Genomic DNA, 20,612 nt, shown 5'->3' on the forward strand with positions numbered 1-20,612 from the left:
GAGAAGGAAATCCATGCGCGAAGGCGCCGCAGAAATCGCTTTGATCGAAGAGGAAGACGATATTCTGTTCTCCTTCGAGGTTCCCCCGGAGGCGGCGGGGGCGCGGCTCGATCGCTTCCTCGCCGAGCGGCCGGAGCTCGTCGCCGCGCATCTCTCCCGCACACGGCTGAAAGCGCTGATCGAGGACGGGCGGCTGACGATCGGCGGCGGCGCCGCGCGCGACGCCAGCCGCCGCCTCGCCGCGGGCGATTCCGTCACCCTCGCCGTGCCGCCGCCCGAGCCCGCCGAGCCGCAGCCAGAAAATATTCCGCTGAATGTGGTGTTCGAAGACGCGCATCTGCTGGTCGTCGACAAGCCCGCCGGCCTCGTGGTGCATCCCGCCCATGGCCATGAGACGGGAACGCTGGTCAACGCGCTGCTCGCCCATTGCGGCGCGAGCCTATCCGGCATAGGCGGCGTCAAAAAGCCCGGCATCGTGCATCGCATCGACAAGGACACCTCCGGCCTGCTGGTCGTCGCCAAGACCGACGCCGCGCATAAGGGCCTGTCGCGCCTCTTCGAGGATCACGGCCGCAAGCTGCATCTGGTGCGCGAATATCTCGCCTTCGTCTGGGGCGCGCCTGAGCGTCGCCATGGCGTGATCGAGGCGCCCATCGGCCGCCACTCGACGCAGCGCGAGAAAATGGCCGTCGTGCCCGAAGAGCGCGGCCGCGAGGCGGTGACGCATTGGGAGCTGGTCGAGAGCTTCGGACCTGCGTCACTCGTGGCCTGCCAGCTGGAGACCGGCCGCACGCATCAGATTCGCGTGCATATGGCCCATATCGGCCATCCGCTGATCGGCGACGCGACCTATGGCGCCGGCTTCAAGACCAAGACCGCGCTGCTCGCGCCCGCCGCCCGCGCCGCTGTGGAAACGCTCGGCCGCCAGGCGCTGCACGCCGCCTCGCTCGGCTTCATGCATCCGGTGACGCGCGAGGAGTTGATGTTCGAGAGCGAATTGCCGGAAGACCTCACGGCCTTGCAGAATGCGCTCGCAACGAGCTGACCCGCCCAGCCCGCCTTCCGCCCCTATCACGTCCCTTCGATTTTCGACCGATCGAGCTTGCTGCAATAAATGGCGGACTCCATCAGCAACGTCAGAGCGATCTCGGGCGGCAGCACGGATTTCACGTCGCCGATCGGACGACTCGATGCCTGAGCGGCGATGGCCGCCCACCAGGCGACGGGAACGGCCGGATAAACGTGATCCTCGCCCGGAAACTTTCCTGAAAAGCACATCGTCGCGAGCGGCCAGACCGCTTTCAAGAGGTCGCGGGCCGGCAGATGCGCCTGATGCTCCGCCGCAACCGAGGACATGCCTTCCTTCGGTCCGCCGATCGTAGATGCGACATGCTTGAACATGGCATCGAGCGTAGGAGCTTTTTGCGGCTCCATGCCGGCGCTCGCCGCGCCGCCGACAGCCAATGGCCAGACGCACCGGTTCCCTTCGGCTTCCGTCTCGGGGATCAACATAAGGTTCAGCGGGTCACCGAACCAGAAATGCTCGCCGGACGCCGTGTCGAAACGGTGGATATTGCCGCCCTCGACGGGCGGACTCTCGGCGAACAGCGTTCGCTGCGCCGCGTAGCCGGCGATCGCACCGACCGCAGAAATATAGGTCTCGGCGTGGATACGGCCGTCGACGGTCAGGCGGCGCGGCAGGTTTCCGACGAGATGGCCGAGAGCGAAATTGCAGCCCATGGCGTCCGGTCGACTGCTCCACGGAAGTTCGTTCGCGACGATTTTCATGCGGCCCCCTGTGCGAGAGCCGCTGCCGCGCCGAAGCGAAGCGTCGCAACGGCGGCGCAGACAATTAATATGTTTCTTCGATTCGGCTCGGGCGGCAAAATATTCTCCCGGAAGCGCGAGTTTCCACGCGTCGATCCGCCCAGCGGACGATCGTCGGCCACGAGCGTGGCTTGGCGTCAACGTAATCTACGCGGAAATGCGCAAAGACGCCAGCCGCAGGCCAAGGCGATCGGTCGAAAATCACGTGCAGCGGGCGGCGCGTCGGAAAGAATCCGTCGATGCGCAACTTTTCCCCGCAGATCGGCAAGATCGTCGTTACTGTTTGATCCGCCTGCCTCGACTCCTATCCTCACGCCATCTGCTACACTTGCTGTTATACTGCGGCGCGCAATCGGATTCGAGAGAAGGCGCCATGTCTGATACGCTGTCGATTCTCATGGGCGTCGGCGCCGGAATCATCGTGATCTCGGTCGCGACCTATGTCGCCGTCCGGCCCTATCTCCATCGCGACTTTTCAAAGTCTTCCCTGCCCGATGTGACGCCTCGGCGCGACGATGTGACCAGCGCGAGCAATTTGGAAGGCTGCGGCGATCCACCCGGGGAAGATGCGTGAGCGCGTTCGAAGAAAAGATCGGCGCTCCGAGGGCGTGACCTCGCGCCGCGGCGCGCTAGTTGAGCGCGAATTCTCCGCCCCTACGCACATTACAGAAATTTAACCCGACGGCCATTCGGCGCTTAGCGAACAGCCATCTTTCGGCCATGCTCGGATCGGTCTATATTGAGGCGTTGCGGCCGGCGCTCGCGGTCGCGCATTACGGGCTCGCCGCATATCGGGGGCCCGTCAGGAGGTGAAAATGGCGAACGCCCTGCCCATCGTCTCCGGTGAAAGCGGCCTCGCGCGATACCTCGCCGAGATCCGCCGGTTCCCCATGCTGGAGCCGCAGGAAGAATATATGCTCGCAAAGCGCTGGCGCGAGCACGAGGACCCGCAAGCCGCGCAAAAGCTCGTCACCTCCCATCTGCGGCTCGTCGCCAAGATCGCCATGGGCTATCGCGGCTATGGCCTGCCGATCGGCGAGATCGTGTCCGAGGGCAATGTCGGCCTGATGCAGGCGGTCAAGCGCTTCGAGCCGGACCGCGGCTTTCGGCTGGCCACCTACGCCATGTGGTGGATCCGCGCCTCGATCCAGGAATATATCCTGCGCTCCTGGTCGCTCGTGAAAATGGGCACCACCGCGAGCCAGAAGAAGCTGTTCTTCAATCTCCGCAAGGCCAAGAGCAAGATTTCGGCCTTCGAGGAGGGCGATCTGACGCCCGAGCATGTCGAGACGATCGCCACCCGCCTCGGCGTCTCCAAGCAGGACGTCATCGAGATGAATCGCCGTATGGCCGGCGACGCCTCGCTGAACGCGCCGCTGCGCGAGGAAGGCGAAGGCGAGTGGCAGGATTGGCTCGTCGACGATTCGTCCGCCGATCAAGAGCATGTGCTCCTGCGTCAGGAGGAGAGCAACAACCGGCTGGACGCGCTGCGCGGCGCGCTGACCGTGCTCAACCCGCGCGAGCGCCGCATCTTCGAGGCGCGCCGCCTCTCCGACGATCCCGTCACGCTCGAGGATTTGTCGGAGGAGTTCGGCGTCTCCCGCGAGCGCGTGCGGCAGATCGAGGTCCGCGCCTTCGAGAAGGTGCAGTCCGCGGTGCGCGCCGGAATTGCGCGGCTCGAGGCGCTGCCCGCGGCCTCGCTCTGACGCGAGACGCGCGCGGCGTAACGCTCGCGCGCCGGCCGACGAAATAGGAGCGGCGGACCCGATAGGGCCGGCCGCTCTTTCTTTTTGCCCGAGGCGCGAAATGCTGATTCGCCATTCGCCCGACATCGCCCCATCCGAGATCACGCCGCGCTCCCTCTATCTGCGGCGGCGCGAGTTTCTCGCCGGCTTCAGCGCGGGCCTCGCTTTCGCGGGCGCGGCGCAGGCGGCGCCGCTCGCCGCCGCGCGCAGCGCTTTCTCGACCAACGAGCCCAAGACGCCGCGGGCGGATGTGCTGGCCTATAATAATTTCTATGAGTTCGGCGGCCGCAAGAGCGATCCGGCCGACAACGCTCATACGCTGACCACCGAGCCCTGGACGGTGCGGATCGACGGACTCGTCGCAAAGCCCGCGGATTATCGGCTCGAGGACCTCATAAAACCGCTCGCGCTCGAGGAGCGCGTCTATCGAATGCGCTGCGTCGAGGGCTGGTCCATGGTCATTCCCTGGATCGGCGCGCCCCTCTCGGAGATATTGAAGCGCGTAGAGCCTCTGGGCTCCGCCAAATATGTGGCCTTCGAGACTCTGGTGCGGCCGGAGGAAATGCCCGGCCAGAAGGGCCTGCTGCAGCTTCTGCCCTGGCCCTATGTCGAGGGGCTGCGGCTCGACGAGGCGCTGCATCCGCTCACAATTCTCGCCACCGGCCTCTATGGCGAGACGCTGCCCAATCAGAATGGCGCGCCGCTGCGGCTGGTGGTTCCGTGGAAATATGGCTTCAAGGGCATCAAATCCATCGTGCGCATCTCGCTCACCGAGACGCAGCCCAGGACCTCCTGGAATATTCAAAATCCGCGCGAATACGGCTTCTATTCCAACGTCAATCCCAATGTCGACCATCCGCGCTGGAGCCAGGCCACAGAGCGGCGGATCGGCGAGGGCGGACTCTTCGCCAAAAGGCGGCCGACGCCGATGTACAATGGCTATGCCGATCAGGTCGCCTCGCTCTATAGCGGCATGGACCTCGAGCGGTATTTTTAAATGCGCGCCGCTCTCCGCATCCCAAAGCTCGTCGTCTATGTCGCGGGCCTGGTCCCGGCGACCTGGACCTTTTATCTCGGCCTTCAGGACCGGCTGGGGCCGGAGCCGATCAAGGCCCTGGAGCAGGAACTCGGGCTCTGGTCCTTGCGCTTTCTGCTGCTGTGCCTGCTGATCTCGCCGCTGCGCCGCGCGGGCGTCGATCTCTCGCGCTATCGCCGCGCGCTGGGGCTGCTCGCCTTCTATTATGCGGCGCTGCATCTTTCCGCCTATGTCGCGCTCGACCATGGCTTCGACTGGTCCGCCATTGGCCGCGATATTTTGAAGCGGCCCTATGTGACGATCGGCATGGCGGCTTTCGTCATCCTCGTCCCTCTGGCAGCGACGTCCAACAACGCGGCGATCCGCCGGCTCGGGGCCGCTGCCTGGGCGCGGCTGCACCGACTCGTCTATGTCGCGGCCATATTGGCGGCGGCGCATTTTCTGCTGATCGTGAAATCCTGGCCGGCGGAGCCCCTGCTCTACGCCGCCGCCACAATCGCTCTGCTGGCCGCGCGGGCGCTTCCCGCCGCTCGCCGCGCGCGGACTGCGTCGGCGTCGTGATCTGACCGGCGCGTCAGCCGCGGCCGAGCGCCCGCTCCATTGCGTAGACGCGCAGCGCCGAGGAGAGATTGGCGCGGCCGCGGGCGGCGTCCACGCGCGCGACGAGGCCGGCGAGCGAGCAGCCGTCCTCCTCCGCCGCCCGCTTCAACGCCTCCCAGAACACACGCTCGAGCGAAACGCTGGTGCTGTGGCCGGCGATGACCAGCGAATGTTTGGCGATCGTGGAAGACGAATCCTCCTGCGCCGCGGCCGGGTCGAATGTCGCGGCCGAAGCGTCTTTGGCGCGCGCGCGTCTGGTCATGGTCTCATCGGCTCCGCGCTCCGGCGATCGGAAAATGCTCGGTCTTGTCCCAATAGAACGGCCTGACGCACAGCTCGCGCAAGGCGCGCCAGGCGGCGAAAGACAGCATCAGACCCCACAGCGGCCAGAGCAACAGCGCCGGCCAGAGCCAGAGAATGTCGGCCTCGCCCATGGCGACGAGGCGCGGCCGAACGCTCGCCGCGAGCCCGCCACAGGCGACGGCGCAATAAAGGCCGCTGGCGAGACCGTCGCCGAGCGTCGACGGCGCCAGCAGCGCGCCGAAGGCTGCGTCATAGGCGAGAAAGAACAAGAAAATCGGCGCATGGAGCGGCGCGACGAAGCCGCTTGCCAGCAGGACCAGCGCCGCCGCTCCGCGCAGGAGGCCGAGGTCGGCGAAATAGGCGGAAGGGTCGCGGCAATGGACGAGAGCAGTCTGCATCCAGCCTTTCATCCAGCGGCTGCGCTGCGTCAACAGAGCCGAAAAGCGCGTCGGCGCCTGCTCCTGCGTGCGCGAGGCGAAGGTGCGGATCGCATAGCCGCGCCGCAGCAGCCGCAGGCCGAGATCGGCGTCCTCCGTCACATTGAATGCGTCCCAGGCGCCGACGGCGCGCAGCGCCGAAAGGCGAAAATGATTGGAGGAGCCGCCGAGAAAAAACGGCAGGCCGGCCGCCGAGGCGCCCTTGTCGATCACCTCGAACAAGACCGCGTAATCGATGCAGAACATGGCCGTCATCCAATTGCGCCGATGATTGTGGATGAAGAGGCTGGCTTGCAGGCAGGCGAGATTTTCATCGGCCGCGGCGAAGAGCGCGGCGGCGTCGCGCAGCTGGCGGCGATCGGGCAGATCCTCGGCGTCGAAAATGGCGACCAGCGAGCCGCGCAAAAAGGGAACCGCCACATTGAGCGCGCGCGGCTTGGTGCGCGGCGCGCCGGACGGCGCGACGATAATCTCCCAGCCCGGCCGCAGACGCGCGGCGCGCAGGGCCGCGGAGGTTTCGAGATCGTCGCATTCGACGACGAATTTCACGTCGAGCTTGGCGGGCGGATAGTCGATCGCGCGGAGCGCCTCGGTCAATTGCGGAACGACGCCGGCCTCGTCATAGAGCGCCACGACGATGGAATAGACCGGGAGATCGCGCTCCTCCAGCGCGGGCGCCGTCTCGCGCCCGCGGCCGCGCATCGCGCAGACATGAAGACGCAGGCCTATATTGGCGAGGAACAGCGCAGCGAGCAGCGCCGCGACGCTCGAGGCGATCGGCGGCGCCGGCGCGAGCCAAGCTGCGATCAGAGCGAGATTGCCGAGCGCGAAGCCGAGCGGCGCGCGGCCGTGGAGCGCCCGCCGCGCGGCGAGTTCCGGCGTGACGCGCTCCACCGAATAGGCGGCGGCCTCGGCGAGCTTGCGCGCCGAGCGGCGGCGCAACGCCTCCTCGAACACGAAGGGGCGCGTGAGCGCGAAGAGCGGCCGCCCGGCCGAGGACCGCGTCACGCCGACGAGCCGGGATATCTGCTCGCCGCGCGGCGCGAACAGAAAGCGCAGGCCCCTCGGCTCCTCGGCGAGACGGGCGTAGCCGCGCGCGACATCCAGCTCGATGCTGTCCGAGGGCTCGAGCGCGGGCGGAGGATCGAGATAGGGAACGCTGAGCTCGGTCGCCAGAATGCGATAGAAGCGCTCTTCGGGAATCAGCCCTTCGGCGATCAGCGCGACATCGGCCGTGACGCCCTGACGGCGGGCGATGGTCGCGCCATATTGCAGCAGAACCAGTGGCGCGCCATGTGCGGCGAGAAAGGCGATCTCGGCGGGGAGCGGCCGGCCCGCGCCGGGCGTCGGCGTCTCCGGCGCTGGGCGCGCGCGTTGGCGGGCGAGCGCGGATTCGCTCGCGGCCTCACGCCGGCGCGCAAATCCGGCGCTGTCGTCGCGATGCGGAATCGGCGGATACGGCGAAACCCTATCGACCGGATTCACGCTCATACGCTAATCTCCGCGACGCGCGGGCTCCCGCCGCGCCGTGCGGCTGCGAGGCCTCGAATGATCTGCGAGAAAAGAACAATGGCGGAAGCTTGGCGCAGAAGCTCGATTTTGACAAGCTTTCGCTCGGCGCTCGTCATTTTATTACTAGCGGGCGCTTCGTCGCGCGCTGCGGAGACGACCAATGCGGCCGCTCCTTCCTTCTGGGACCCGTCGCGGAAAATAGAAAAGCCCGACCTCTCCGCGATCAAGCAGATCCGCTTTCTCACCGAGGATGATTTTCCGCCTTTCGATTTCGCTCTGCCGGACGGAACGATCGCCGGCTTCAATGTCGATCTGGCGCGCGCCATTTGCGAGGAGCTGGAGCTTCCCTGCACCATTCAGCGCCGCCGCTGGGACACGCTGGCCGCAGCGCTCGACGAGAACGCCGGCGACGCCGCCATCGCCTCCTTCGCCATCACCGCCGAGACGCGCAAGAAAATGGATTTCACCGCGCCCTATTACACGACGCCGGGCCGCTTCGTGACGCGCACGGATTCGACGCTTCCCGGCGCCGCGCCGGAAGCGCTCGCAGATCGCACCATAGCGGTCGCCGCCGACAGCGCGCATGAGGCCTATCTGCGTAAATTCTTTCCCAAATCGACGCTGGCGACCTATCCCACCGCGCAGCAGGCGCGTACGGCGCTGAAGGAGGGCCGCGCCCATGCGATGTTCGGCGACGCCATATCGCTGGCCTTTTGGCTGAACGGCGCCGACGCCGCCGATTGCTGCATGTTCAAGGACGGGCCTTATTCCGATCCGAATTTTTTCGGCGACGGCGTCGGCGTCGCCGTGAAAAAGAACAATATAGCGCTGCGCCGCGCTCTGGATTACGCGCTCGCGCGCGTCGCCCAGAAGGGCGTCTACGCCGAGCTCTATCTGAAATATTTTCCGCTGGGGCCTTATTGAGAATCCCCGCTCCCTCGCCGCATGAGCGAGGAGCGGGGCGAAGGCGGCCTCATCCTTCCGCGCGGAATTCGCGCGCCAGGGCCTTCTCGATCTCGGGCAGAGGATGGCGGGTCAGATCCTTGTCCAGCTCGCCCTTCACTTTGCTCTTGGCTTTTTGGCTCAGCTCCTGCCGCAGATCGCCGAGCACGCGCGGCGGGGCGATGATGACGATCTCGCTCAATTCGCCGGCCTCGGCGGCGGTGTTGATCCGCTCGGCGATCGCGCGAGCGAAATGCTCTTTCTCCAGCTCGTGCCAATCGGCGTTCTCGACGGCGCTGCGCGGCGCGCCCGCCGTGCCATAGGCGCGGCCCGGCGCATCGCTGCCCTGCTCGCGGGTCGGCGGATTTTCATCCACCCGCGCCTCCATGACGCGCAGGTCGAGCAGATCGGGATCGCCGTGATTTTGCAGAAACAAGGCCCTGCGGCCGTCGCCGACGAGAACCCAGGCCCCATTGTGAACGGCAATATTGGTCATGTTTTTCGTCTTTCGTTGAACGCCCACGAGACTCCATTTGGGAAGGCGGCGCGGCGTCGGCAACCGCGGTCGATTGCCGCGCTCTGGCTCCGCGCGTCGTCGTCGACCGGCGCGCGGCGACGGCCGCGCTCGTCCGCTTCATCGAAAGTGAAGGGTTTTGCGAGTCTTCGGGCTCGCTTCTCCGAATGAGCCGAAAACCGCCTCAGCGGGTCGGGACGGGCGTGCCGCTGCGGTAATCGTAGAAGCCGCGCTGCGTCTTGCGGCCGAGCCAGCCGGCCTCGACATATTTCACCAGCAGCGGACAGGGCCGATATTTGGAGTCGGCCAGCCCCTCGTGCAGCACCTGCATCACCGAGAGGCAGACGTCGAGGCCGATGAAATCGGCGAGCTGCAGCGGACCCATCGGATGATTGGCTCCGAGCTTCATCGCCGTGTCGATCGCCTCCACCGAGCCGACGCCCTCATAGAGCGTGTAAATCGCCTCGTTTATCATCGGCAGCAGGATGCGATTGACGATGAAGGCCGGGAAATCCTCCGACACCGTCACCGTCTTGCCGAGCTCGCCGATGAATTGCTTGGCCGCCTCGAAGGTCTTGTCCTCGGTGGCGATGCCGCGAATCACCTCGACGAGCTGCATCTTCGGCACCGGATTCATGAAATGAATGCCGATGAACTGCTCCGGCCGCCCCGTCACCGCGGCGAGCCGGGTGATGGAAATGGAGGAGGTGTTGGTGCCGATGAAGGCGCCCGGCCGCAGCTTGGGGCCGAGCTCGGTGAGGATGCCGCGCTTGACCTCCTCATTCTCGGTGGCGGCCTCGATTACGAGGTCGCTGTCCGAGAAAGCGGCGTAATCCTTGGCCGGATGGATGCGGGCGACGGCGGCCTTGCGGGCCTCCTCGTCGATCTGGCCGCGCTCCACCGCCTTGGCGAGATACGTCGCTATGTCATCTAGTCCGGCGGCGATGCGGCTCTCCGAGAGGTCGTTGAGCGCCACGTCGAAACCCGCGACCGCGCAGACCTGAGCAATGCCCTTGCCCATCTGCCCGGCGCCGACAATGCCGATCTTGCGAATTTCAGAGCCCATCTTTCGAACACCACCAGCGAGAAGCGGGACGCTTCCAATTCAGTATAGCGCGCGTTCGGCCTTTGTGAAAACCGGCGTTTGCACCGCAGCGAAACAGGCCGCTTCATCACCCTGACCTGGGAGGGCGTCAATCCCGGCGGGCCGCCGGCCCGACTGGGAATCGAGAGCGGCGCCAGATATTTGCGACGTCGCCCCCACCGGTTTCCGCCGCTCGCTGCGCGCGCGAGCGGGAAAAGAGCCCCAACCCCCTCAGCGGCCGGCCTTGGCCAGCTCGGCGTCGAGCTCCTTCAAGGTCGGGAAGAGATCGGCGACGAGGCCATAGTCGGCCACCTGGAAGATCGGCGCCTCCTCGTCCTTGTTGATCGCCACAATGACCTTGGAGTCCTTCATGCCGGCGAGATGCTGGATCGCGCCGGAAATGCCGATGGCGACATAGAGGTCCGGCGCCACCACCTTGCCGGTCTGGCCGACCTGCAGATCATTGGGGGCGTAGCCGGCGTCGACCGCCGCGCGCGAGGCGCCGATCGCCGCGCCGAGGCGGGTCGCCACGGGCTCGATATATTCTTTGAAATTCTCCGAGCTCGCGAGGCCGCGGCCGCCCGAGACGATGATCTTGGCCGCCGTCAGCTCCGGCCGCTCGGACTTGGCCAGCGCCTCGCTCTTGAAGCTCGACACCGCCGGATCGGAGCCCGCGCCGATCGCCTCGATCGAAGCGGAGCCGCCCTCGCCCGTCGCCGTGAAGGAGGCGGTGCGCACAGTGATGACCTTTTTGGCGTCCTTGGACCGCACGGTCTGAATGGCGTTGCCGGCGTAGATCGGCCGCTCGAACGTGTCGGCGGAGACGACCTTGATGATGTCCGACAGCTGCGCCACGTCGAGCAGAGCGGCGACGCGCGGCAGCACATTCTTCGAGCTGGAGGTCGAAGGCGCGAGAATGGCGTCATAGGCGCCGGCGAGGCCGACGATCAGCGCCGCCAGCGGCTCGGCCAGATGGTGGCCATAGGCCGCGCTGTCGGCGACGAGCACTTTCTCGACGCCCGAGAGCTTGGCCGCGGCCTCGGCCGCCGGGCCGACATTCTCGCCCGCGACGAGAATATGGACGCCGCCGCCGATCTGCAGCGCCGCCGTCAGCGCCTTGGCGGTGGAGGGGGCGAGCGCGGACTCCGTGACTTCCGCGACGATGAGCGCCGTCATTTACAGAACTCCCGCAGTCTTGAGCTTTTCCAGCAATTCGGAGACGGAGCCGACCTTTATGCCGGCCTTGCGGGCCGGCGGCTCGGCCGTCTTCAGCACCTCGAGGCGCGGCGTGATGTCGACGCCGTAATCGGCAGGGGTCTTGGCCGCGACCTCTTTCTTTTTCGCCTTGATGATGTTCGGCAGGCTGGCGTAGCGCGGCTCGTTGAGGCGCAGATCCGTCGTCACCACGGCCGGCAGCTTCAGCGTCACCGTCTGCAGGCCGCCGTCGACCTCGCGCGTCACATCCACGGAGCCCTCAGTGATCTCGACCTTGGAGGCGAAAGTGCCCTGGCCCCAGCCGAGCAGAGCGGCGAGCATCTGGCCGGTCTGATTGCTGTCGTCGTCGATCGCCTGCTTGCCGAGAATGACGAGACCGGGAGCCTCATCGGCGACGATCTTGGCGAGAATCTTGGCGACCGCCAGCGGCTCGACCAGCTCGTCGGTCTTGACGTGAATGCCGCGGTCGGCGCCGATGGCCATGCCGGAGCGCAAGGTCTCGTCCGCCTTGGCCGGGCCGATGGTGACGAGCACGACTTCCGTCGCCTTGCCGGCCTCTTTCAGGCGAATGGCCTCCTCGACGGCGATCTCGTCGAAAGGATTCATCGAAAATTTCACATTGGCGACGTCGACGCCCGAACCGTCCGGCTTGACCCTGATCTTCACATTGTAGTCGACCACCCGTTTGACGGGCACGAGAACCTTCATCGCGCAACTCCCGGCGAGATTGACCTTCGTCTCGATTGTTTCGAAAAATCGCGCTCTGTGGCCGAAAGGCCCCGATCGGCTTTTTCGAGCGCCGCGTCGAGAACGAATTAGCGCCGCGCGGCGCGAGGCGCGCGCGGAAAGCTCGGAAGACGCTCTGGTAGCCTCGGCTCGCTGCCCTGTCAAACTCTCGGCGCCGCGCTTTTCATCCCCAGGGCCCCTCGAATCTGCGCGGACCGAACCATTGCACGCCGCGCCGCTTGAACAACGGCGTCAGAACGAGCCCGGCCAATATGCCGCCGATATGCGCCCACCAGCCGACATTGCCCTGATCGTCGGTCAGCGCATTGAAGAGCTGAAAGAGAATCCACGTGCCGACGAACAGCGAGGCCGGCGCATGGATCGGAATGATCCCGGCGACGAGGCCGAAAATGGTCGAACGCGGATAGAGCAGGATGAAGGCGGCGCAAACGCCCGAGATCGCCCCGGAGGCGCCGACGAGCGGCGTGATGGTGAGCGGCGCGCCCACCGCGAACAGCATGGCGGCGGAGACGCCGCACAGAATATAGAAGACGAGATAGCCGGCGGACCCCATGGCGTCCTCGACATTATCGCCGAAGACATAGAGAAAGATCATGTTTCCCGCGAGATGGCCCAGGCCGGAATGGAAAAAGAGGCTGGTCAGCAGCGTCCACTCGGGTCCCGGCGTGACGATCCAGGGAGCGAGCTCGGCGCGGCCGAACAGCACCGCCGGTATGAGGCCGAAGCCGCGCACCACAGTGAGCGGATCGCCGAAGGATTCGCTGAACACGGCGACGAAGACGAAGATGTTGAGCGCCATCAGCGTCCAATTGACATAAGGCCGCCGCACATAATGGAGCGGCGCGTCGTCGTGTAGCGGCAGCACCATCTCGACCATTCTCCCCCGGCTGCGCCGCCCGCTCGCGCCGGGCGATCACGCCCGGCCTCGCGCCAATTTATAGCGCGGCCCGAGCTCTGGCCAATATGGGGCCGACGCGGGAGAGCGCGAGGCCGCGCAGCCCGGCAATGTCGAGCGCCAGCACTGCGCCACAATAGACGAAGCCGCCGACCCCGACCTGCAACAGCAGGGTGAGAATGCCGGGCTCGAGCCCGGCGAGCGGATGCAGCGCCAGAACCATCGCCCCGGTCGCCGCCAGCGCGCCGAGCATGTCGCGTCCGCGCGGCCATTGCGGCGAGGTGCGCGCCGCGAACAGGATCAGCGCCGCCAGCGCCGCCACATAGGCGAGGCATTGGGCGAGCGCGAGGCTGGAGGCGTCCGCGCCGCGCGGGAAGAGAAAGGCGAGGACGAGACCCGCGACCACGGCGACCGAAGCCGCGCCGATGAGCGGCGCCGTCTTCTTCTCGATCTGAAACACCGGATTAACCGCGAATTGAATCAGCCCCATGGCGAAGAGGCCGGGCAGCAGCAAATCGAGATAATGGCCGAAGGGCCCGCGGAATTGCGCCGGCACGATCAGCGCCTCGATCGAAGGCATTGTGAGCCATATGCCGGCGCAGGCGGGCAGCAGAAAGGCCGCGACGATCGTCATATTGCGGGCGATCTGCTCCTTGCCCTTCTCGGCGCCGTGCCGCTCATGGGCGGCGACGGCGATCTGGAACAGCAGCACATCCAGCGCCGAGCCCATGGCGAAAATGGCGCGAATGCCGAGATCATAGGCGAGCGAGAATTGCCCCGTCTCGGCGAAGCCGTAATAGGCGGTGACGAGCGCGCGCGCCGCCAGCGGCACCGATTGGTAGAGCATGTTGGCCGCCACGATGGGCGCGCTATAGGCGACGAGCGTGCGCGCCGTCGCCATGCGCGCGCCGCGCGGCGAGGCGCCGGGGTCCTTCAGCGAGACGCGCGCGGTGAAGACGGCGCCGAGCAGGCTGGCGAGGCTGCCGGCGATGGCCATTCCGGCCGAATGAAAGAGGAAGGCGCCGCCGCCGGTGAGCGCCAGCGCCAGAATATTCTTGGCGAGAACGACGCGGCTATAGCTCTTGTCCTCGAAGCGCGCGCGCAGCAGCGCCGTGGAATAGTCGAAGAGTCCGTTGATCGCCGCCGTCGCCAGCGCCAGCGCGATGAGAATGTCGCCGAGCGCAAAAGGCGGCGCGACGAAGAGAAACAGCCCGCCGACGACAATGACCGCCGCCGTGGTCGCGAGATAGGCGAAATCGAGCGTGGCGCGTATGGCCGGCTCGGCCTCGCGCACGCGCGTCGAATAAAAGCGCGTCGCCGAGAGGCGCATCCAATCGAAGGCGCCCGTCTGAATGACGACGCCGATCGCGAAAGCGAACGCGAAGCGGCCATATTCCTCCGGCCCGAGGAATTTCGCCACCAGCAGGCCGATGAGGAAATTGGCGACGGTGTTGGCGAGGAAGGCGGCGAGAACCTTCAATTTGCGACGTCTCCCGAAGGCTCGCGTCTCCTTCTCCCGCTCGGCGGGAGAAGGTGGCCCGGCGAAGCCGGGTCGGATGAGGGTCCCCGAGGCGTCCCTGAATCTTGCAAATCACGGGCTGCGGCGCAGGCCCTCATCCGACCTCGCTTCGCGAGGCCACCTTCTCCCACGAGTGGGAGAAGGAACGCGCACGTAGATCGAGGCTAGCGGCCAGGGACGAAGAAACCCTTACGCCGGCCATTTGCCCGCCGCCGTCAGCTCCCGCAGCGCCTGTGCGTCGCGGGGGGTGACGCCGGGATAGTCGGCCTGCGCCGTCGCGGGGTCGAAATATTTCCAGGAGCGGGCGCATTTGACGCCCGCCGCCCGCCGCGGAACCACGGCGACGCCGGCGACCTCGGGCAAACGGAAAGCCTCGGCCGGCCCCTCGCCCGCGTCGATCGCTATATCCGACACGATGCAGATTTCGGCGAAGTCCACGCCCGTGAGCGTCGCGCGCAGATCGGCGTCGGTCACATGGACGAGCGGCGCCGCCTCCAGCGAGGAGCCGATGCGCTTTTGCGCGCGCTCGATCTCCAGCGCGCCAGTGACGACGGAGCGAATGGCGCGCAGCTTCTCCCATTTCGCGGCGAGCGCCTCGTCGCGCCAAGCGACGGGCAGATCGGCGAAGGTCTCGAGATGCACGGACACGGCGTCCGGATAACGCGAGAGCCAAGCCTCTTCCGCCGTGAAGGCGAGGATGGGCGCGAGCCATTTCGTCACCGCGCGGAAAACCTCCTCCACCACGGTCAGCGCCGCCTTGCGCTTGCCGCTCGACGGCGGATCGCAATAGAGCGCGTCCTTGCGAATGTCGAAATAAAAGGCCGAGAGATCGCTAGTGAGGAAAGGCGTCAGCAGAGCGACGACCTTCTTGTAATCGAACTCCGCATAGGCCGCGCCGACTTCCTCGCCGAGCTCCGACAGACGATGCAGCACGAGCCGCTCCAGCTCCGGCAGATCGGCGTAGGCGATCTTCTCCTGCGCGCGATAATGCGCGAGCGTGCCGAGCATCCAGCGGATGGTGTTGCGCAGCTTGCGGTAATTATCGGTGACGCTTTTGAGGATTTCCGGCCCGATGCGCTGATCGTCGCTGTAATCGACGCTCGCCACCCACAGACGCAGAATATCGGCGCCGGCGTCGGCGATGACCTTTTGCGGCGCGACGACATTGCCTTTCGACTTCGACATTTTATGGCCGTGCTCGTCGAGCGTGAAGCCATGCGTCAGCACAATGTCATAGGGCGCGCGGCCGCGCGTGCCGCAGGATTCCAGCAGCGAGGAATGGAACCAGCCGCGATGCTGATCCGAGCCCTCGAGATAGAGCACCTCGTCGGCGCCGCCATCGCGCTTGCGCTTTATGCCCGCGAGGCCGGGGAAATGCGCCGGGTCTTCCAGCGTGAAGGAATGCGTCGAGCCCGAGTCGAACCACACGTCGAGAACATCGTCGATCTTCTCGTAATCGGCGGGGTCGTATTCGGGCGAAAGGAAACGCTTCGCCGCGCCTTCCTCATACCAGGCGTCGGCGCCCTCCTTCTCGAAGGCCTCCACGATACGGGCGTTCACGCGCGGATCGACGAGAATGTCGTGGCCGCCCTTCTTCACGAAGACGGCGATCGGCACGCCCCAGGCGCGCTGGCGCGAGACCACCCAATCCGGCCGATTGGCGATCATGCCGCGAATGCGATTCTCGCCCGCCGCGGGAACCCATTGCGTTCGGGAGATTTCGTCGAGCGCGATGTCACGGAGCGTGGGCGCATTGTCGCCGGGCGCGCCGCCGCCCTTCGCGACAGCGCCGGCGTCCTGCGCGAATTTCTTATCCAGCGCGATGAACCATTGCGGCGTGTTGCGGAAGATGACCGGCTTCTTCGACCGCCATGAATGCGGATATTGATGCTTCAGCCGTCCGCGCGCGACGAGATTTCCCGCCGCGATCAGCGCCTGAATCACCGCCTCATTGGCGTCGCCCTTATCGCCCTTCTCGGTGAGCACGCGCTTGCCGGCAAAGCCCGGCGCTTCATCGGTGTAGAAGCCGTCGGCGTCGACCGTATAGGGAATGCGCGCATCGATTCCGCGCTCGGCGAGCATGCGTCCGCTCGCCATCCAAATATCGAAGTCCTCGCGGCCATGGCCGGGCGCGGTGTGGACGAAGCCCGTTCCGGTGTCGTCGGTGACGTGGTCGCCATCGAGGAGAGGAACGCGGAACTGATAGCCCCCGGAGTCGTGCCCCGCGAGCGGGTGATAACAAACGCCGACTGCGAGAGTCGAAGGATCGACTGTTCCAATTCTTTCGAATGCGTCAACCTTCGCTGCCTTGAAGACCTCAGCGGCCAATTTGTCAGCGAGAACGTATGTTGCTCCGACCTTAGCCCAATTATTTTCGGGTGCCTGTGTCACACGGTAAAGGCCATATGCGATCTTATGCGAATATGAGATCGCGCGATTGCCGGGCAGGGTCCAGGGCGTCGTCGTCCAAATTACGATCGAGGCCGGCACGAGTCGGTCGTCAACCGGAATGCGTTTACCGAGCTCATTCCAAGCAACATCCGCGGAACTAACACTGGGACCGGTTCTAACGACTATTTGGCAAGGAAACGCCACGAACACCGTGTCGCTGACATGGTCCTCATACTCCACCTCCGCTTCCGCGAGCGCGGTCTTCTCGACCACGCTCCACATCACTGGCTTGGAGCCGCGATAGAGCAATCCGTTCTCGGCGAATTTCATCAGCTCGCGGGCGATATGCGCCTCGGCGGGGAAATTCATCGTGGCGTAGGGATTGGCCCAATCGCCCGTGACGCCGAGCCTTTTGAACTCCTCGCGCTGCACGGAGAGCCAATGCGCTGCATAGGCGCGGCACTCCTGGCGGAAGGCGACGATGGCGGTCGGATCGGCGAAATCGGGCTTCTTCTTGCCTTTGGAGCGGTAATTCTCCTCCTCGATCTTCCATTCGATCGGCAGGCCGTGGCAGTCCCAGCCGGGGACGTAATTGCTGTCCTTGCCGCTCATCTGCCGGCTGCGGGTGACGAGATCCTTGAGGATCTTGTTCAACGCATGGCCGATGTGGATATTGCCATTGGCGTAGGGCGGACCGTCATGCAGCACGAATTTCGGCCGGCCCTTGGCCGTCTCGCGCAGCTTGGCGTAGAGGCCGATCTTCTCCCAGCGCGCGAGGATTTCCGGCTCGCGCTGCGGCAAGCCGGCGCGCATGGGGAAATCCGTCTGCGGCAGATAGAGGCTCTTGGAGAAATCGGGGCCCTTGTCCTGCTCGGACTTGTCGTCTGAGGCCTTGTCTTTGGTCTTCTCGTTCATCTTATCGGAAACCGCTGCGCTCGCGGGCTGCGCCCCGAGCCGGGGCGGCGCGCGAAAGGGAAGGGAAAACAAGCGGAAGGGCGCCACGAATGGCGCGAGAACCCGGTCGCCGCGCGAGCTTGGATCACGCTCGAGCGCGGGCCGGGCCAATAATTCGTATGCTGCGGCGCAGGACCATGGCCCTATCTACCAGCGCCGGCCCGCTCCGCAAAGCCGGAATCTGGTCTCAGTGGCCGCGGCGGAAGGGATTGCCGCCGGCGCCGGTGAGATAGGCGATCGCCCCGACGACCAGCGCGATCGGCAGCAGCACCACAAAAGCGCTGGCGAAGAAGATGAGCCCCATTGCGAGGATCACCGCGCTGGCGAGCGTCAGCAGAGCGGCGCCCACCGGCCCGACCTTGATGACCTTCACGCCCTCGGTCCCGCCGATCCATATGCGCGTGCGTGAGCGGTAGCGGGGACGGCTCTCGCTCTCGGGCGGGAGGATCTCGATCTCGGCGGGCTTGTCGATATCGTGCTTCTGCGACACGGGACGCTCGATTCCTTCATTCTGGTGTGTTTTCATCACGCGAACCTATTCCCACTTCGCTCGAAAACACATTATTCGACGACCTCGATATAGGGGCTCGCCGCGCCCGCGCCAACGAAAGGAGGAGAGAAATCGGCTCCCCTCAATTCGCCGCCTGCTGTCGCCACAGATCGCCCTGCGGCGCGCGCGTGTCGCGATCGCCGAAGCGGGCGCGATAGACGGTCAGATTCTCGATCACGCGCTGAACATAATTGCGCGTCTCGCTGATCGGAATGCGCTCCACCCAATCGATGGGATCGACCTCGTTCTTGCGCGGATCGCCATAGGCGTCGATCCATTCCTTCACCCTCTTGCCGCCGGCGTTATAGGCGGCGAAGGCGAGGATGTAGGAGCCCTTGTGCTCGTCGAGCAGCATGCCGAGATGCGCCGCGCCGAGCCGCGCGTTGAAGGCGGGCTCATCGATCATGCGCTTCAGATCGAAGCCGACCCCCGTCTGCTGCGCGGTATGGCGCGCGGTGGAGGCGATCATCTGCATCAGCCCCATGGCGCCGGCGCTGGAGACGGCCTTGGGATCGAAGGCGCTCTCTTGCCGAGCGATGGCGTAGACGATCGCCCGCGAAGCCGAGCCCGGCAGCGCCGCGAAAGCGGGTATGCCGAAAGAGGGAAAAGCCGCGTCGTCGATCGCTATGCCGCGATAGGAGGCGAGCTTGCCGAGCGTGAGCGAAATCTTCGCCTCGCGGCGGCGTTGCGCCACATCGGTCAGCGCCGAGAGCTGCGCCTCGCCGACCAGCGTCTTGGCGGCGTCGGCGGCGAGCTGCGCCGCCATCTCCTTCTCGCCGGCGGCGAAGAGCAGCTCCACCGCGCGCACCGCTTCGTCGCGGGCGTCGCCATGGGCGGGCTCGGGCGTCGGACGCACAGGCGAGTCGAAAGCGCCGAGCCGCGCGCGGGCGAGCTGGCCATAGAAGGTCGTCGATTGCAGAGCGGCGGTCTCGTAGGAGGCGCGCGCCGCCTCGGCCGCGCCGGCGGCCTCCCGGGCGCGGGCGAGCCAATAGGCGCCGCGCGATTTTTGAATCGGTGTCTCGGCGATGCGGGCGATCTCCTCGAAATGCCGCTGCGCTTTGGCGGGATCGTTCAGGAATCGCAGCGCGATCCAGCCCGCATGAAACTCCGCCTCGACGCGATAGGAGAGCGAGCGCGCCGAATGCTGCGCGCAAAGCTCATAGGCTTGCGGGAATTGCCCGATATCCATGAGCTTGCGCGAGATGAGCCGGCGCTCCACCCACCAGGCGTCGCCATCGACGATGAGGCGCGGATCGCGCGGGGCGGAGCGCAGCAGCGCCGCCGCCTCGGCGAGCTTCTTTTGATGGCGCAGCATGTGAATGCGCGCGAAGAGGATTCCGGGGTCCTTCTGCGCCTCGGCCGGCAGGGCGGAAAAGGTTTTTTCCGAGGCGCTCTCATTGATCGCCAGCGCGCGGGCGCGGGCGAGATCGAGCGCATCCTTGCCGGCATGGGCGGCGATGCGCAGCGCCGGCCCGGTCTTCTCGGCGTAGAGCAGCCGGTCGGCGCGATATTTATGGTCGGCGACATCGAGATAATCGGCGAATTCCTTGCGCGCCGCCGTTTCCAGCGCCTCGTTGAAATCATCCTCCCGCCACATGGGCTTGATCAGCGCCGCGACCTCCAGCGGCTCGCCGCGGCGGGCCATGACGCGGGCGAGCGCCAGCCGTCCGGCCGGCGTCTTGGGCGGGCGCTCGGCGAAATAATCGAGGATCAGCCGATCTTGATGCTTGTCGCCATAGAGCGCCTCCTCGACGCGCTGGCGCAGCCAGGCCGAAGCCGGCCATTCGGGATGCTCGGCGAGGAATTTCGACAGGCGCGCGAATCCGGCCTCGCGCGGATGCAGCCGCAAGCCCGCCCATTGCGCGACGGCGCGGGCGAGCGGCGACTCGACGCTCGCGAGCGCCTGATCGCCGCCGGAAAAATCATTGGCCTTGTAGGCGGCGAGCGCGCTGCCGAAGGCTTCTTGATCCGGGCCGAGAAGAACCGCGGCCTCCGGCGGCTGCGGCGCGCGGGCGTCGAAATCGAGCCCGCCGTCGGCCGGCGCGTAGGAGAGCAGCTTGGAGGCGCCGTCGCCCTCCGGCGGCCGGCGCAGGACGCTCGCCGCGCGCGCGTCGGCCGGAGCGGCCGCGCCCTCGCCGAGAAAATCATGCATCGCCTCGCGCGCAGAATTGCGCGGCGCCCAAGGCTCCTGCGGCGAGGCGGCGGCCTGGGATGGCGGATCGTCACCGCGGCGGTCGGAGCGCTGCATGGCCGGATAAAAGGCCGCCGCCGCGCCCAGGGCGGCCGCTATAAGAACGAGGCGAGCTGCGCCCCTGTGGCGATTCGTCATCGGCCTCACGCT

18 protein-coding genes are annotated in these 20,612 nt (G+C 66.1%); 6 read left to right on the forward strand and 12 right to left on the reverse strand.

Going from position 1 to position 20,612, the window contains the following annotated elements:
* The first annotated feature begins 13 nt into the window (after window positions 1-13).
* On the forward strand, window positions 14-1,045 hold the full coding sequence (locus KP010_RS07770; protein ID WP_142861598.1) for an RluA family pseudouridine synthase: 1,032 nt from the start codon (window positions 14-16) through the stop codon (window positions 1,043-1,045).
* A 26-nt stretch (window positions 1,046-1,071) separates the two neighbouring features.
* Here the strand turns inward: KP010_RS07770 and KP010_RS07775 are convergent, their stop codons facing one another.
* Window positions 1,072-1,788, reverse strand: a complete 717-nt coding sequence (locus tag KP010_RS07775; RefSeq protein WP_142861599.1) for a hypothetical protein — start codon at window positions 1,786-1,788, stop codon at window positions 1,072-1,074.
* Between the two features lie 412 nt (window positions 1,789-2,200).
* Between KP010_RS07775 and KP010_RS07780 the strand changes: the two genes are divergently transcribed.
* From KP010_RS07780 to msrQ, 4 genes are all read left to right on the forward strand, one after another.
* Window positions 2,201-2,401, forward strand: a complete 201-nt coding sequence (locus KP010_RS07780; protein WP_142861600.1) for a hypothetical protein — start codon at window positions 2,201-2,203, stop codon at window positions 2,399-2,401.
* A gap of 241 nt (window positions 2,402-2,642) precedes the next feature.
* Complete coding sequence (rpoH, locus tag KP010_RS07785; RefSeq protein ID WP_142861601.1) at window positions 2,643-3,533, forward strand: RNA polymerase sigma factor RpoH; 891 nt, start codon at window positions 2,643-2,645, stop codon at window positions 3,531-3,533.
* Window positions 3,534-3,633: 100 nt separating this feature from the next.
* Window positions 3,634-4,569, forward strand: coding sequence for a protein-methionine-sulfoxide reductase catalytic subunit MsrP (gene msrP / locus KP010_RS07790; RefSeq protein ID WP_142861602.1), 936 nt, complete (start codon window positions 3,634-3,636; stop codon window positions 4,567-4,569).
* Complete coding sequence (gene msrQ / locus KP010_RS07795) at window positions 4,570-5,169, forward strand: protein-methionine-sulfoxide reductase heme-binding subunit MsrQ (RefSeq protein ID WP_142861603.1); 600 nt, start codon at window positions 4,570-4,572, stop codon at window positions 5,167-5,169.
* A 13-nt stretch (window positions 5,170-5,182) separates the two neighbouring features.
* On the opposite strand, the gene KP010_RS07800 is transcribed toward msrQ, so the two are convergent.
* Both KP010_RS07800 and KP010_RS07805 read right to left on the reverse strand, forming a co-directional pair.
* Window positions 5,183-5,470, reverse strand: coding sequence for a ribbon-helix-helix domain-containing protein (locus tag KP010_RS07800; protein WP_142861604.1), 288 nt, complete (start codon window positions 5,468-5,470; stop codon window positions 5,183-5,185).
* A 4-nt stretch (window positions 5,471-5,474) separates the two neighbouring features.
* Window positions 5,475-7,439 (reverse strand): glycosyltransferase family 2 protein, encoded by a 1,965-nt coding sequence (locus KP010_RS07805; protein ID WP_142861605.1) that lies wholly within the window; start codon window positions 7,437-7,439, stop codon window positions 5,475-5,477.
* Between the two features lie 108 nt (window positions 7,440-7,547).
* Between KP010_RS07805 and KP010_RS07810 the strand changes: the two genes are divergently transcribed.
* On the forward strand, window positions 7,548-8,384 hold the full coding sequence (locus KP010_RS07810) for a transporter substrate-binding domain-containing protein (protein ID WP_244620542.1): 837 nt from the start codon (window positions 7,548-7,550) through the stop codon (window positions 8,382-8,384).
* A 49-nt stretch (window positions 8,385-8,433) separates the two neighbouring features.
* Here KP010_RS07810 and KP010_RS07815 read toward each other — a convergent pair whose 3' ends face one another.
* The 9 genes from KP010_RS07815 to KP010_RS07855 all read right to left on the reverse strand — a co-directional run bounded on the left by KP010_RS07815 (window position 8,434) and on the right by KP010_RS07855 (window position 20,600).
* Window positions 8,434-8,898 carry a host attachment protein gene (locus KP010_RS07815; RefSeq protein ID WP_142861607.1) on the reverse strand — a complete coding sequence of 155 codons (465 nt, stop codon included), beginning with the start codon at window positions 8,896-8,898 and terminating at the stop codon, window positions 8,434-8,436.
* Between the two features lie 202 nt (window positions 8,899-9,100).
* Window positions 9,101-9,982: a 3-hydroxybutyryl-CoA dehydrogenase gene (locus KP010_RS07820; RefSeq protein ID WP_166144161.1), complete on the reverse strand. Its 882-nt coding sequence runs from the start codon at window positions 9,980-9,982 to the stop codon at window positions 9,101-9,103.
* A gap of 249 nt (window positions 9,983-10,231) precedes the next feature.
* On the reverse strand, window positions 10,232-11,176 hold the full coding sequence (locus KP010_RS07825; RefSeq protein ID WP_216280721.1) for an electron transfer flavoprotein subunit alpha/FixB family protein: 945 nt from the start codon (window positions 11,174-11,176) through the stop codon (window positions 10,232-10,234).
* On the reverse strand, window positions 11,177-11,923 hold the full coding sequence (locus KP010_RS07830; protein ID WP_216280722.1) for an electron transfer flavoprotein subunit beta/FixA family protein: 747 nt from the start codon (window positions 11,921-11,923) through the stop codon (window positions 11,177-11,179).
* A 202-nt stretch (window positions 11,924-12,125) separates the two neighbouring features.
* Window positions 12,126-12,839 (reverse strand): rhomboid family intramembrane serine protease, encoded by a 714-nt coding sequence (locus KP010_RS07835; RefSeq protein WP_253203584.1) that lies wholly within the window; start codon window positions 12,837-12,839, stop codon window positions 12,126-12,128.
* Window positions 12,840-12,897: 58 nt separating this feature from the next.
* Complete coding sequence (locus KP010_RS07840; RefSeq protein WP_216280723.1) at window positions 12,898-14,337, reverse strand: lipopolysaccharide biosynthesis protein; 1,440 nt, start codon at window positions 14,335-14,337, stop codon at window positions 12,898-12,900.
* Between the two features lie 228 nt (window positions 14,338-14,565).
* Window positions 14,566-17,682: an isoleucine--tRNA ligase gene (ileS, locus tag KP010_RS07845; RefSeq protein WP_216280724.1), complete on the reverse strand. Its 3,117-nt coding sequence runs from the start codon at window positions 17,680-17,682 to the stop codon at window positions 14,566-14,568.
* 226 nt (window positions 17,683-17,908) lie between these two features.
* On the reverse strand, window positions 17,909-18,247 hold the full coding sequence (locus KP010_RS07850) for a hypothetical protein (protein WP_246659683.1): 339 nt from the start codon (window positions 18,245-18,247) through the stop codon (window positions 17,909-17,911).
* 106 nt (window positions 18,248-18,353) lie between these two features.
* Window positions 18,354-20,600 carry a lytic transglycosylase domain-containing protein gene (locus KP010_RS07855; protein ID WP_142861612.1) on the reverse strand — a complete coding sequence of 749 codons (2,247 nt, stop codon included), beginning with the start codon at window positions 20,598-20,600 and terminating at the stop codon, window positions 18,354-18,356.
* Between the last annotated feature and the right edge of the window lie 12 nt (window positions 20,601-20,612).

The sequence above is a fragment of the Methylosinus sp. KRF6 genome (genome assembly GCF_018887255.1).
Taxonomy (GTDB): Bacteria; Pseudomonadota; Alphaproteobacteria; order Rhizobiales; family Beijerinckiaceae; genus Methylosinus; species Methylosinus sporium.

Excerpts from the sequence above, each read along its gene's own strand:
- KP010_RS07770 (WP_142861598.1), top strand. The coding sequence starts at position 14 with ATGCGCGAAGGCGCCGCAGAAATCGCTTTGATCGAAGAGGAAGACGAT.
- KP010_RS07775 (WP_142861599.1), bottom strand. The coding sequence starts at position 1,788 with ATGAAAATCGTCGCGAACGAACTTCCGTGGAGCAGTCGACCGGACGCC.
- KP010_RS07780 (WP_142861600.1), top strand. The coding sequence starts at position 2,201 with ATGTCTGATACGCTGTCGATTCTCATGGGCGTCGGCGCCGGAATCATC.
- rpoH (WP_142861601.1), top strand. The coding sequence starts at position 2,643 with ATGGCGAACGCCCTGCCCATCGTCTCCGGTGAAAGCGGCCTCGCGCGA.
- msrP (WP_142861602.1), top strand. The coding sequence starts at position 3,634 with ATGCTGATTCGCCATTCGCCCGACATCGCCCCATCCGAGATCACGCCG.
- msrQ (WP_142861603.1), top strand. The coding sequence starts at position 4,570 with ATGCGCGCCGCTCTCCGCATCCCAAAGCTCGTCGTCTATGTCGCGGGC.
- KP010_RS07800 (WP_142861604.1), bottom strand. The coding sequence starts at position 5,470 with ATGACCAGACGCGCGCGCGCCAAAGACGCTTCGGCCGCGACATTCGAC.
- KP010_RS07805 (WP_142861605.1), bottom strand. The coding sequence starts at position 7,439 with ATGAGCGTGAATCCGGTCGATAGGGTTTCGCCGTATCCGCCGATTCCG.
- KP010_RS07815 (WP_142861607.1), bottom strand. The coding sequence starts at position 8,898 with ATGACCAATATTGCCGTTCACAATGGGGCCTGGGTTCTCGTCGGCGAC.
- KP010_RS07820 (WP_166144161.1), bottom strand. The coding sequence starts at position 9,982 with ATGGGCTCTGAAATTCGCAAGATCGGCATTGTCGGCGCCGGGCAGATG.
- KP010_RS07825 (WP_216280721.1), bottom strand. The coding sequence starts at position 11,176 with ATGACGGCGCTCATCGTCGCGGAAGTCACGGAGTCCGCGCTCGCCCCC.
- KP010_RS07830 (WP_216280722.1), bottom strand. The coding sequence starts at position 11,923 with ATGAAGGTTCTCGTGCCCGTCAAACGGGTGGTCGACTACAATGTGAAG.
- KP010_RS07835 (WP_253203584.1), bottom strand. The coding sequence starts at position 12,839 with ATGGTCGAGATGGTGCTGCCGCTACACGACGACGCGCCGCTCCATTAT.
- ileS (WP_216280724.1), bottom strand. The coding sequence starts at position 17,682 with ATGAACGAGAAGACCAAAGACAAGGCCTCAGACGACAAGTCCGAGCAG.
- KP010_RS07850 (WP_246659683.1), bottom strand. The coding sequence starts at position 18,247 with ATGAAAACACACCAGAATGAAGGAATCGAGCGTCCCGTGTCGCAGAAG.
- KP010_RS07855 (WP_142861612.1), bottom strand. The coding sequence starts at position 20,600 with ATGACGAATCGCCACAGGGGCGCAGCTCGCCTCGTTCTTATAGCGGCC.